At 40.4% G+C, this 13128-nt stretch carries 11 protein-coding genes; 5 read left to right on the plus strand and 6 right to left on the minus strand.

Going from position 1 to position 13128, the window contains the following annotated elements; all coding sequences use genetic code 11:
• Nucleotides 1-337 precede the first annotated feature (337 nt).
• The 3 genes from LVQ96_02065 (at nt 338) to LVQ96_02075 (ending at nt 6318) form a co-directional block, all read left to right on the plus strand.
• Nucleotides 338-5479, plus strand: coding sequence for an ATP-dependent helicase (locus LVQ96_02065; protein ID MCW6169936.1), 5142 nt, complete (start codon nt 338-340; stop codon nt 5477-5479).
• Between the two features lie 62 nt (nt 5480-5541).
• The gene (locus tag LVQ96_02070; GenBank protein ID MCW6169937.1) at nt 5542-5811 is read left to right on the plus strand and encodes a hypothetical protein; all 270 of its coding nucleotides are present in this window, start codon (nt 5542-5544) and stop codon (nt 5809-5811) included.
• A 3-nt stretch (nt 5812-5814) separates the two neighbouring features.
• Complete coding sequence (locus tag LVQ96_02075; protein MCW6169938.1) at nt 5815-6318, plus strand: winged helix-turn-helix transcriptional regulator; 504 nt, start codon at nt 5815-5817, stop codon at nt 6316-6318.
• Between the two features lies 1 nt (nt 6319).
• Here the strand turns inward: LVQ96_02075 and LVQ96_02080 are convergent, their stop codons facing one another.
• The 3 genes from LVQ96_02080 to LVQ96_02090 all read right to left on the minus strand — a co-directional run bounded on the left by LVQ96_02080 (nt 6320) and on the right by LVQ96_02090 (nt 9143).
• Nucleotides 6320-7267 (minus strand): hypothetical protein, encoded by a 948-nt coding sequence (locus tag LVQ96_02080; GenBank protein ID MCW6169939.1) that lies wholly within the window; start codon nt 7265-7267, stop codon nt 6320-6322.
• Nucleotides 7268-7580: 313 nt separating this feature from the next.
• Complete coding sequence (locus tag LVQ96_02085; protein MCW6169940.1) at nt 7581-7739, minus strand: hypothetical protein; 159 nt, start codon at nt 7737-7739, stop codon at nt 7581-7583.
• 393 nt (nt 7740-8132) lie between these two features.
• On the minus strand, nt 8133-9143 hold the full coding sequence (locus LVQ96_02090) for a zinc-binding dehydrogenase (protein MCW6169941.1): 1011 nt from the start codon (nt 9141-9143) through the stop codon (nt 8133-8135).
• Nucleotides 9144-9244: 101 nt separating this feature from the next.
• On the opposite strand from LVQ96_02090, the gene LVQ96_02095 reads away from it, so the two are divergent.
• Nucleotides 9245-9970, plus strand: coding sequence for a HesA/MoeB/ThiF family protein (locus LVQ96_02095; GenBank protein ID MCW6169942.1), 726 nt, complete (start codon nt 9245-9247; stop codon nt 9968-9970).
• Between the two features lie 194 nt (nt 9971-10164).
• Here LVQ96_02095 and LVQ96_02100 read toward each other — a convergent pair whose 3' ends face one another.
• Both LVQ96_02100 and moaC read right to left on the minus strand, forming a co-directional pair.
• Nucleotides 10165-10653, minus strand: a complete 489-nt coding sequence (locus LVQ96_02100) for a molybdenum cofactor biosynthesis protein MoaB (GenBank protein ID MCW6169943.1) — start codon at nt 10651-10653, stop codon at nt 10165-10167.
• Nucleotides 10625-11077, minus strand: a complete 453-nt coding sequence (gene moaC, locus LVQ96_02105; protein ID MCW6169944.1) for a cyclic pyranopterin monophosphate synthase MoaC — start codon at nt 11075-11077, stop codon at nt 10625-10627. Before moaC ends, LVQ96_02100 begins: the two co-directional genes overlap by 29 nt.
• A gap of 84 nt (nt 11078-11161) precedes the next feature.
• Between moaC and LVQ96_02110 the strand changes: the two genes are divergently transcribed.
• Nucleotides 11162-11674 carry a hypothetical protein gene (locus LVQ96_02110; protein MCW6169945.1) on the plus strand — a complete coding sequence of 171 codons (513 nt, stop codon included), beginning with the start codon at nt 11162-11164 and terminating at the stop codon, nt 11672-11674.
• Between the two features lie 169 nt (nt 11675-11843).
• Here LVQ96_02110 and LVQ96_02115 read toward each other — a convergent pair whose 3' ends face one another.
• Nucleotides 11844-13001: a fructose-1,6-bisphosphatase gene (locus LVQ96_02115; GenBank protein ID MCW6169946.1), complete on the minus strand. Its 1158-nt coding sequence runs from the start codon at nt 12999-13001 to the stop codon at nt 11844-11846.
• Nucleotides 13002-13128: the final 127 nt, after the last annotated feature.

Below are 13128 nucleotides of genomic sequence, written 5' to 3' on the forward strand. Positions count from 1 at the left end.
AGATCATGGGAAAAAGTCTGGAGAGTTAATAAAAATCGACAGTTGCTAAAAGTTGAGACACATCGAATGATTATAAACAAATCTGTTGAATAGCATTATCGTCAGGGTGAGATTACTGATCATCTGCTCAGGCATGTTCGGTTATGAAACAGCATATGTTTAGCCTTGACTCAACCATCTACTGCTGAAAACCACGCGCTTTGGCAAACGCAGAAAGATACAAACGGATGAAAAAAAGAACGATATTTAAGTTAAGAAAAATGGTTTTTGCTTTCATGTCTAATTTATCTTATAAACTATTATATACTTTTTTAAACTTAGCTTCAAGTTATAGCAAATGGAAACCGAACTTTCTGAATTCAAAGTAGAGGACTATCTCCCATTCCTGGATCCAATTATCTCTAAATGGTTCAATACAAAATATGAAGGGTTGACGGATCCACAGCGTAGGGCGATACCTATAATTCACTCTGGGCAAAACGTTTTGGTTTCCAGCCCGACCGGCACGGGAAAAACACTCACCGGTTTCCTGTCTATCATAAACGAGCTGTTCAAACTTGGAAACGAAGGAAAACTTGAAGATCGCATTTACTGCATCTATATAAGCCCATTAAAAGCCCTGGCAAACGATATAAATAAAAATCTCAACGAACCTCTTCATGAAATTTACGATCTCTCTACAAAGGAGGAAGAAAAGGTTCCAAAAATACGTGTAGCTGTTCGATCTGGTGACACTCCACAGTCTGAAAGACAGAAGATGTTACGTACTCCACCGCATATACTCATTACCACGCCAGAATCCTTTGCCTTAATTCTCTCGTCCTTGAAGTTCGCGGAAAAGATTCGTGACGTCAAATGGGTCATAGTCGACGAGATACACGAGATATCGTCGACGAAAAGAGGTGCTCTGCTTTCCGTAAACCTTGAACGTCTCCAGAGTGTTGTAGGTAACTTTGTAAGAATCGGCCTTTCAGCCACTCAGGCACCGTTAGATCTTATAGCCAGTTACCTCTGTGGATACGATGGCGAAAGCAGAAGGCCCTGTGAGATTGTTGATGTTGACGCAAAGAAGTTTCTCGATCTTAAAACGATAACGCCTGTTGCTGATTTAACGAAGAGTAACTACGAGGTCGCAAACGACAGGATGTACGAGATACTTGCAGACTTAATCGAGTCTCATAAGACAACACTGGTATTCACTAATACCAGGAGCGGGACTGAACACGTAGCCATGCGCCTAAAAGCAAGAGGAATAGAAAGTATAGAGGCACATCATGCCTCTCTTGGAAAGGAAAGCCGGCTGAATGTTGAGAACAAATTGAAGAACGGAGAGTTGAAATGCGTAATAACTTCGACGTCTCTGGAACTCGGTATTGACATAGGTTACATAGATCTTGTAGTTCAGATTGGCAGTCCTAAATCCGTTTCCAAAGGTATCCAAAGGATTGGGCGGTCCGGTCATGGCATTAATGATATGTCTGTGGGGCGTTTTCTCGTTTTCGATCTCGATGATCTCATGGAGTGCGCCGTGCTTACAAAAGCAGCATATGACAAGGAAATTGACAAGGTAGTTATTCCTTCGAATCCCCTGGATATACTATCACAGGCGATAGTTGGCATGTCAGTAGAGAAGGTATGGGGGGTGGAAGAGGCATATAGAATAATTCGAAACTCACACTGTTTCCACACGCTGTCTCACGAAGATTACATGAATACTCTTGACTATCTCTCAGGAAAAATCGAAGACAACGTGATTTACTCAAAGATATGGTACGATGCCGAAGAAGGTTCTTTTGGGAAGAAGAAAGGCAGCCGTATGATATACTTCATGAATATAGGCACGATACCGGAGGAATCTGATTATCAGGTAATGGACCAGAACGGTAGGCACCTGGGCCAGCTTAGCGACAAATTTGTGGAGCGCCTACGCCAGGGTGACATATTTGTTCTTGGTGCCAGGACATACATGTTCCTCAAAACACAGAGAAACCGCGTGAACGTAAAGGACGCGACGGGTCTGAGACCAACGGTTCCTTCATGGACCGGCGAGATGTTGCCCCGAAGTTATGACCTGGGAGTTCTTATAGGAAAATTCCGAGAAGAAGCTGCAGACAGGATCAAAAATGGTGAGGATATAAGGGACTGGCTCAAGACAGGATATCATCTGGACGATAATAGTGCAAACAGTTTGATTTCCTACATCAAGGCACAGATGAATTTTGGGATTCCAACGGAAAATAAACTTCTCGTGGAGGGATACAAAGACAATTCCGGGCTCTACAATATCATCTTTCATGTCCCTCTTGGGAGAAGAGTTAACGATGCACTCTCACGCGTTTATGCCCTGGCCGTTTCAAACGCACTTGAAGTTAATACCAGAGTAACCGTCACAGACAATGGATTCATACTTGCCTCGGAAAAGGAGATACCTATTTTGAAAACGCTTGAAATGGTGTCTCACGATAGCTTTGTGGATTACGCGCGAAGATCTATTTCCAACTCGGAGGTTTTCAAGCAGAGATTCCGTCACTGTGCTGCAAGATCGCTGATGGTTTTGAGGAAATACAAAGGTTATGATATCTCTGTAGCGAGGCAACAGCTTCGAAGTGATAAGCTGCTTAGAACACTTGAAGAGATCAAAGGTTTCCCGGTGGTAAAGGAGACTTACAGGGAGGTCATGGAAGACATGATGGACGTTCCACGAGCTGCAGATTATGTACGGGATGTAATTGAAAAAAAATCATTCATAGTCCGTAAATATTCTTCTGAAACCAGCCCATTTTCCTATGGGATGATCCTCGCAGGGATATCCGATATGGTATTGATGGAAGATCGCTCAAAGCTCCTGAGAGAACTCCAGTCTAAGATACTGGACAAGGTCTATGGCCCAGATGAGATAAGATTTCTGATCAAGGACCAGAAATCGGTTGAAAAGTATTACGAATCCAAAGTCCCTCGAATAACTGATTATGATTCATACATGGAGATGTGCAATCACTTCCTCACGATCGATCCTTTTAAAAATCGTGTAAACAGCCCTTTCCCATATGCTTCTGTCGGTACCCTTGACCTCACGGCAAAAGCGATGGAAAACGGCGATATACTATCGGCTTATGTGAGAGGTCCGGTCTGGGCATCGAAAGACAATTACGAAATTGTTAGACGACTATTTTCCACGGAAAAGCCATCAGATCCGGCATCGCAAAAAATATTGCAAAATTGCAATAGTGTAACCTTTAGTGAACTTAAGAGAAAGACCGAACTCCCAGAAGAAGAATTACGCGATCGCATTATGAAGTTAGAATCATCGTATCTCATTCGAAGGAACCAGATAGAGGGTGTTACAGTCTATATATCGAATGATATTGAAGAAAGTGCGATCGATTATGCTGAGGCTTTGTCAATAGCTTTATTAAAAACCATTTCGAGTTACGGCCCTTTGACGCTGGATGAAATCGTCATAAAGTTACCAGTCAGTGAAAAATCTCTGGTCAATGCTCTTGATGAATTATGCAAGAATGAAACCGTAGTTTATGATTACATCACTCCTGTCTTTGCAAAGCAATACATCCTCAAGGATGACCTAAATGTCCTTCTGGGGAGTGGTCCACATAATTTGCTGGAGCTCAGGATCGGTAAGTTCTCCTCGGACGTTACTAACGTTCATGAGTATTTTGATCGCTACGGGTATGCATACAGTGTTGAAAACATAAAGGCAAGAGTTAAAAAGTTCAATCCTGCCGAATTTGACTCCATGATCTCCAAGAACGAAATACTTTATGGAAAGTTCATGAAGCACAAGTGGACATTTATGGCCAGGTGGCTTGCAGAATCACTGCATGACCTGCGTTTTGAGGCGTTGGAGAATGACGAAGAGCAAATATACGAATTAATCAATTCAGGAGAAGACACAGAATCAAAAATTATATCCTCTTCCGGTCTCCCGGCGAAACTTGTAAGGCAGGTGCTGCGAGATCTGGAATATCGTATCGCAATATCGCGGGACAAGACGAAAAAGATAAGGACCCAATTTGGAATAAATGGGCCTATCAATCCCTCTAGGTCGCTCAAAATATTTCTGGAGAAAATGGGGCCGCTATCGAAGCACGAGATCGGACGCAATTTTTGGTTCTATCCGGACAAACCGCTGGCGGAGGCTAACGCGAAACCAGTTTTTGTTCAAGATGATTTTTATTATGGTGGTTTAAAGATCGATGTTGCTGGAAGAAACTATGCAATACTGCCTATAGTGGATCCGCTTGAGATATATCTGCCACGGAGATACTTAAACGAAATAGACTACAATTATGTCTTTGTTGAAAACGGAAAAGAATCTGTTAATATGAACCTTGACGTGTCTGATAATGCGTTATGGATCAGCAATATATCAGGGGACACAAAGCATAGTGCTGAATTCCTCCAATGTGCTCTTGATATTGAACAGAAATTCGGATGCGACAGCATGATCATAGCTAATCCACCCGAGAGTTTGCTCACAGGCCCCACACATCCTGCTATCAAGACCGAGGGCAATTCACTTATAAGTGGTAATTTCAGTGTGGCCGAAATGGAGGATGAAGAATTATTCATCAGATCTGCAACATTCCAAAGTTCTATGAGTGTCAAAAATCCGTATGATGCCCTAAGAAGGGCTATTTTTGGTATCAGGTCAGAATCGGAGAGTTCACTGATAGGGTTGAAGGGAAACCTTATAACGGACTATTTTGTCTCGAAACTGCTCTATTCCTTCTCCGGTCCATTCATGGTTCCTGCTCTTGCGACAATGGAATCCATATCCGTATACAGGGCATTAAGAAAAAAGGAGCTGTCCGAACTTGATCAGGTCGTGATCAGAACTGTGATGGAACTTGGAAGTGCATCATTATCAGATATTTATATCAAAAATGATATGATCAAAAGCAAAGCCTCCCAAATCATCAGGAAACTGTTCAGTGATTGTATATTAGCAAAGGATTTTTATGGGAAATATGTTTTTGTTCCTGAAATATACTCATATGAGGAAGCCGTGAATATAATCTTGCGCTCGCTAATCAACACCATCGGGTTCGCTGATTCTGAATTAATCAATTCAGTGGTTGGTTCACCAGTTGCATATGATCCGAATAAAGCAATAAAAAGCCTTCAAAAGGATATGAAAGTCTTTACGGTCGCAATTCCTGGAAAACAAAAGATCCTTTTCACGACAAGAGACTACTTAAACTCCAAAGATTATAAAGATAACTCACGTATTCTAATGCCAAAAGACATGGTAATATTGTGTTTTTCGGATTACCTCAAGAGAAAACTGGGAACGATTAACGTTTATGTTCTAATTCACGACGGCGAAATGAAGGCAGCCTTCAAGGGAAGGAAGTTTATCAAAAACATATTCGTGGATAAACTCTACGCAGACGAAAAGGAAAAGGCACATCTGGTATCTGAATTCAAGAAACTTGGATATTCTTTGTCTTTTCCATAGATTTAACGTGAATGGAGTTTTTAGGTTGAATAATTTATTTACTTGGCATCTATCAAGTTCAGATGAATGATCCATATTATTACCTATCTGGAATCGCGATTGTGCTGTCAATTTTTCTTCTCGTAGTGGGTCTAAAAGCCTATAAAAAAAGCAAAATAAAGTTGTTACTTTTTCTGAACGTTACATTCCTGATCATACTCATTGATTCCTTTTTAGCGCTTCTAGTTGGTTTCAACATAATTCCTGTTCCATATTCAATGAGTGATCTGTTCCTTGCCTCTGAGATTGTCGTAATGATTCTGTTCTACGTTGGTGTCGTTCGAGGTAATTGAGACTTGGATAGGATTTCTGAAGCTAGGGAGTTGATAACTTCAACAGTACGTTCCAATCCTGGAATCCATTTTAGGGAACTTCAAAGAATAACCGGTTTAGCCAATGGTCAGATACAATATCACCTGTACCAGATGGAAAAAAGCGGTTTAATCAGCGTAAGATCCGATGGGAAATTAAAAAGGTACTTTCTCATAGAATCTACGGGATATGATGAACGAAACTTGATCCTTTATTTGAGGAGCAGTGGAACAAGGCCTCTGATATTCAGGTTGGTAATCGAAAAGGAGATCGATTTAGGGAAGTTATTGAAAAGTAAGAAAAGCCCAAAAGGAAACAATGAAGTTGTTGATTTACTTACAAAGGAGCAAATTGCAGCCATAAGAGAGGAAGGAGAAAAGCGCTACCTCTATCTCAAAAATCCTGAACAGGTGATCGATACGATGCGAAAGTACAAAGAGAGTTTCCTTGATTCACTTTCCATGAATCTATTGTCGCTGCTTGAGTAATTTAGATGTGTTTTTTTCTATAATACCCGTAAGATGTTCCAAGTAACGCAAAACCGGTAGCAAGCCCTGCTCCAAGAAACTCTATGTGTTCGTATAGAAATTCCCTAATATTATTTAGCGCATTATAAATGACTGTATGATTTAAGAGATTAAATGTTGGCACAGAAAAGAACGGGTCCTGAACAATACTGAATGAGTGGTTACGGTTTGTAGCGTTGAACTGGTAAGTGAATACAACTGCAGGGAACAGCTTCAAAGGAATAAATCTACTTCTATCGTGTCCCAAAACTTCTGGTTTATCATTCATAGTATAGTTGGTATTCCACCAGTAATACGCATTGACGTTCTTCTCTCCAGTAATGTTCAAATAGTAATTTCGTTCTTTGGAATAATTGCTAAATTTATAGTGATTAAGTGAAAAATAGGTATGATTCAGTGTTCCAGCCCCTAGAAATTGGTAAAGTGAAACATTTCCACTGCCTTGGAAACTGCTGCTTGATATTTCTATCGTTATCTCAAGTGTGGTCACTTTCTCTGTGGAATTTGGAAGATACCCAGTGGTTCTATTCGTAATTATATTCACATTTACAGTTTTTTCAAAGGAGAAATTTGGAAGTTGGCCAGTAATATTCTGATCAGTTATGTTCATCATTCCACTCAGTACTGGAATTGAGTCAACCGTTGCAGAGTACTCGTTCTGATATCCGTTTATCTTTTTGAAGTCCCATTTTGCAAAATTAAATGGAAAATGATATGTTGTACCGTCGTTTGTTACAGTAATGGACGAATAGGAAACATTGAAGCTCTGATTATTTGTGGTATTTATGTAAACTTCCGGCAAATTTCCAAAAACCATCTGCCCACGATCCTGAAAAGGACTTGCAAGTGAAACTGAGGTGAGTGCAAGACTTAGTGAAACAACCAGAACTAAAATGAATATTTTCTTCAAGTTAATTGTTAATTTAACACTATTTAAAATCTTTTCTGGTACAATATATCTTTTTTAATCATTTTCCGGCCATAGTGTGTGTTATATACGGACCACTAACTTTAAATCTTCCAGATCACGATACAGCACCGAAGTCCCGGTGTTCTAAGATATTTACTGCTCCGAATCGCCTTATGCAGAAATGTGTGTTTGATAAGATTTCTAATTTGAAATCTTGTGATCTTCTCTTTATAAAATTTTAAAATTCCAGCGGAGTGTCTACTCTATTTATACTCGATTTAATATCGTCTATTCTCTCTTTTATTTACCGGATTCAGGAGAATTCTTCTTGAAGTTCTAGCATGATCATATTGAGCACTTCTTCGAAAGTTTCTGCATTATATTCTCGCAATCCCCCCATCTCAGTCCGAAGTTTTGCCAAGAATTGTTCACCGTCTTTATCAAATTCAATGTTACATATTAGTTCCTGCACACTATCACCCCACCCCGATTTTCTAGAACTATAAACATTTTCTTATTATTCTGGAGCTAACTACGCCATTACCGAATTTGCGCGTTATTCTGATATTTTGGTTGTGTATACGCCAATTTTTAAAAAAATTCCAATAGGTAAGCTGTTAAAACAAAAGCGTAAAATTTTTCTTTTCGAGACGGTCAAAAACTTGGTCTATCTTTGTAGTCTATTCTGTACAATTTAATTTCTCAAACAGCTGCAGACTCTTTCATTTACTGCTCTGAGAGTGCATTCCACCGTCGAAATGATTGTTACTTGTGAACTCCATCAATCAAAATTTGTCAATGCCTTTCAGGATCATACAAACGCAAATTTCATGAAAACTCATTCGGCCATTTCTTTCAATTTTTTTCAAAGTTTGAGCATTATTCTGCCAACTGATCTCTTTGCTAGCATATCCTCATATGCCTCATTTACCTCCGTGAGACCTACGGTTTTGTAAACAACAGAGTGCACTTTACCAGTTTTATTTAGCTCTAGTGCCTTCAACACGTCTTCTTTCGTGGAACTTATGCTTCCTTTGATAGTATTCCCCTTAAGAATAATCAATCCGAGTGGCAGTGGTACTGCGGTCGGATCTACGTTCCCTATGACTATCATTCTCCCTCCGACTCGAAGAGAACGAAGAGACCTTTCAAATGTAGGCAACCCAACAGACTCGAGTACAACGTGCACACCATCACCCGTTAGATCTTTTACTTCCTTGTTGAAATCTTTCCCCGTGACCACGTGATCGGCACCCAGTTGGTACAGCTGCTCAGATTTCCATGGAGAGCTTGTTTCTGCAATAACGTGTCCCCCCAAAGCTTTCGCAACCTGTATCGCGTGCGTACCCACGCCGCCGCCTGCGCCGGTTATCAAAATGTTTTGCCCTTCCTGTAGTTTTCCTAATCTGGAAATAGCATGAATAATCATCCCTGTCACGCAAGCAGCTATCGAAGCGTCAGGAGCTGGAACGCCATCGGGAACCTTTACCAGTGAAATTTCCGGAATGTTTAGGTACTTCTCATAGGCGCCATTGATCATCTCCCCAAACGTTCTTTTGTAGGGACACAGATTCTCACTCCCAGAGAGACAAAATTCGCATTTTCCACAAGGCACATAGATTAAGCTTGAAACTCTGTCTCCAACCTTGAAACCTTTAACGTCGTCGCCTTTCTTCACAATACGCCCCGCTATTTCGTGCCCAGGAACTATGGGAAGAGAAACTCTTGGGAAAAATCCTTTTTGCGTAAGGATGTCTCGGTAGCAAATGCCGGTTGTGTCCTGCTCTACAAGGACTTCATTGGACAAAATCTCAGGTTGTTTCAGTTCTTTTACTTCAAGTGGCTTGTTGAGTTCAGAGAGAACCACAGCTTTCATAACATGTGATTGCGCGGGTACGTAAAATGATTACGAATCGGTCCAAAGAGTGTCTCAAGACTTGAATATCCTTATTAACGATTTTCAATTTCTGTTAATGCATGAATTTTGGGATTCGCTACTCACGGGAAATCGCCCTCAAAGAGATATCTATAGATGGTTATATTGCTCTGAAGAAATCTAAAGTGAGTGTCATAGGTCTGGGATCTACCGGGTCTGTTTCCGCTGATCTGTTCGTTAGAGCCGGGATATCAAAGATCGCGTTAGTAGATGGAGATAACGTGGATATTACGAATCTGCACCGGCAGATACTATACGACGAATTGGATGTTGGAAAGAACAAAGCCGAAATGGCAGCATTTCATTTAAAGAAGATTAACTCGGATACTGAAATTGCGAGTTTTCCAGTTAATCTTGATGCAGAGAACATTTCGGAATTACTCGATGGAACCGATTTGGTTATGGATGGCACAGATAACATGCGGTCGAGGCGAGTTATAAATGAGTACTGTGTTAAGAATAGTATACCATGGGTTTTCACTTCTTCCATTGGCACTGTAGCTGAAGTGAAAGCCATAATACCAGGGAAAACTGCGTGTCTATCATGTTTCATAAGAGACACCGATGAAATGGACATGAGCTGTGAACAGTTAGGCGTACTTGCCTCTGCTCCTCTAATAGCCTCCTCTATCGCCTGGACTACAGCGGTGCGTATACTGAAAGGAGAAGATGTTTCGGGAAATTTAGTTTTCATAGACGCGTGGAATCTGGATGTAAGAGAGATCAGCATTGCAAGGAATCCAGAATGTCCAGTATGTGGCAATTAGGCAGATTCTGAGCATTTAAAGCTCTATCATGTGTATTAGCAGGTTGGTCGTGAAGGAGAGAAGGTTCATAATTCCCTTAAGTGATTTTAAGGCTATTTGTTGTCGCGTTGAAGAGTACCAAAGTTAAAGGTGAATGGCTAAATTTTGCTGATCTTCGAAATACCCAATTCACATGGCGATGCATTTCTGTGAGATCACCTATTTAGTTCATGGTGCATATGATCGATCTGTTCAAGTATGATCTTATTTACTCCAAGCTCAGCGGCCTTTGGTGAACCGGGAAGGCAAAAAACAGGTTTCCTGTCGATCACAAATGCGGATGATCTGGACATCACGGCAGAAGTTCCAATTTGCTCATAGGAAAGGAGTGAAAAAATGGTTGAGAATGCAGTAATTTCGAACTCTGAAATCGAAGATATGGCCTCTATTGTCACATCATTCTGCGTTAGTCCGGTTCCTCCAGAAATCACAAGGGCGTCGCTATTTGCCAGAAAATCTTTTGCTTTATCAATTATGCTTTTCTTATCGTCTTTTACGACTGCATAGTTGACTACGGAATGCTCTGTTCCGTTAATAAGTTCCTTTATAATCCTGCCAGATTCGTCGTTCTCTTCAGTTCTGGAACTACTGCACGTAATGACAGAAAATCTGGCCCTAAATTCCTTTTCTCTGTGCGCTTCCATGTCCCTTCACCTTTTGGTCTACTTTTATGTCGTAAATAATTGTGGATGGATAATTTCCGGTTTCGTCTTTTTCCATATATTTTACCATATCCCATATTGTCAGTAGAGACGAACTTACGCCACTTAGTGCATCCATTTCAACCCCAGTTTTCCATTCAGCTTCCACTGAGCACCTCACGGTAACATGATCGGTTTGTAGCTCCATATCAAAATCTATCGCCTCAATAGGGATCTGATGACAGTACGGCATTCTTTGCCACGCTTCCTTCACGCCCTCAAGGGCAGAAATTTTAGCTGATGTAAAAACATCTCCTTTCTTAACTCGGCCCTCCTTTATGGCCTTAATTGTTTCATCCTTGAGTTTAATCTTCCCCGAGGCAACGGCTTCTCTTCTTACTATTTCCTTTCCCGAGATGTTTATCATTGGCAATTAATGGCGTTTTATCTAAATAAATTTCCCTTGGCGTAACCGTAAATCTATAAACAACGTTCAATATTTGGTAGATTAATGATTGGAATCATACCGGTAAAGAAACCAGCAAGGTTGAACGACAAACACTTCCTGAAACTTGGAGATTATAGTATATTGAAAATAATCTATGATAAGGTATCTTCAGTAATGGACGCTGTAATATATTCAAAAATTGAACTTTCTCTCCCTTATGTTCCGGATGAGTCAGATAATATCATTGATCTGGTTTTGAAATTGTCTAAAAAATATAATGAATTTTTTCTTATCGGGGGAGACATGCCTTTTTTCACGACTGATGATCTGAAATTGATGATAAAGAACTTTAGCGGAAACATAGTGGTACCGGTGCACAATGATCATTCTTTTGAACCATTATTTTGTATTTATTCCGGAAATTTGAAAAGCGGTAAGAGTCTCAAAGAAGTTATACTGAAGGCTGATTATTTTGGCCTAAGTGACAATTTATTTTCCAAATACGCATTCTTCAACGTTAATACTGAGGACGATTATCAACGTGCGATATCTATATACGCCTCCCTGAATAAATAACGCTGATCACTGGACTGTTCCTAAATCTAATTTTAAAAAAAAATCATAAAACGATGACATGTTCCGCGACATATCAGATTCTCACGCAAAAATGCCAGAATCTTAACACAAACGAATAGAAAAAATAATAGTGCTGCGACAATTTTATTATCTATAAATATTTTAAAAATTAGTCCATATCTCTCGTGGTTATGCCCAAGTTCTTTTTCCTAACAGCTCCTTCGATAGGCTCGAACTGTCCTTTGTATTTTTCAAGAACATGTGGCAAAGTCGTATACTCCATTTCGTCTTCAGGAAGGCGGTGTGGTTCAAATGGACCCATGCGTCTAATGTAATCGACAATTTCCATAGCTGTCTTTCTCGAGCCATCGAAAGCCGGATCATCGAACATGTCCACAGGTCCAGAAAGTTTTCCGTCCTTAAGAACGAATCCTAGTGCAACGACACGTGGTGGTCCATCAAAGCGGGTCATTTTAGAATCCTTTTGGGAAACAGGCATAAGTGGTCCATTAAAGGATCCTCTCATCCACCCAGAAACTAGATATGGGAATGAGAAGGCTTCCAACGATTCTCCGGAAGCCGGAAGCCCTGACTGTATTCGAACGATGCCTGCAGGATCATCCTTGCCGACATACTCCCCTGCAATAAACGAGAGCTTGTCCGTGGTTATAACAGCGACATTTTCGTCTGGAATCTTTTCATGTGAAGGCTTTGTAAATATACGTTTTATGACATATCTGCTCTTCGACCCAATAAGGCCCAATATGTCGTAAAGGTTTTCCGGGGTACCAAGGAATATCTTCTTAGATTCTATTATATCCCAAATCTCGAAAACAAAACCATCGTGCATGTTCTGATCAATAACTAGTCCTGGTGTATTGAACGGATCTGCGAACATCTTATAAATGGGGTAATTGAACGCACCAGGTTCCGTTTTATCCATCATGTAAACAATGAATGGTTCTGATTTTCGAGGAGTAATTTCCATCTCAGCCACTCCCGGGCCCATTCCCTTGATATTTCCTGAAAATGCATCCTTGAGAAGGTCTTGGCCCGCACCGTATAGCCCATATCTCTTGGCCACTGCTGTCCCGGACTTAAAAGCATTCCAGGCAAGTTCATGTATCTCTGGGTTGTCTATGCCTTTGTCATGAATCATGGTTATCTGTATATCGTCTCCAATACTTGAGACATGGAAGTCGCTGATCAATGATTTTCCGTTCTCCTTGACAAATGTCCTGACCTCGTCAACAACGGGCTGAAATACAACCGTGTGGCCGGGCAAACTACCTATATCTGCCTTTATATGCGATATTGTTACTTTCATAAATAGTATTTTAAAAGTAGGTATTTTAAATTTTCGCTAGAACATTTTTGTATACGTGTAATGACGAAGTAATTTATGTATTGGTTCGGCAATATGTGTATAATTTTCAAGCTAATTGTAATACTGG

This window comes from Thermoplasmatales archaeon (assembly GCA_026127925.1).
Classification (GTDB): Archaea; Thermoplasmatota; Thermoplasmata; order Thermoplasmatales; family Thermoplasmataceae; genus JAKAYB01.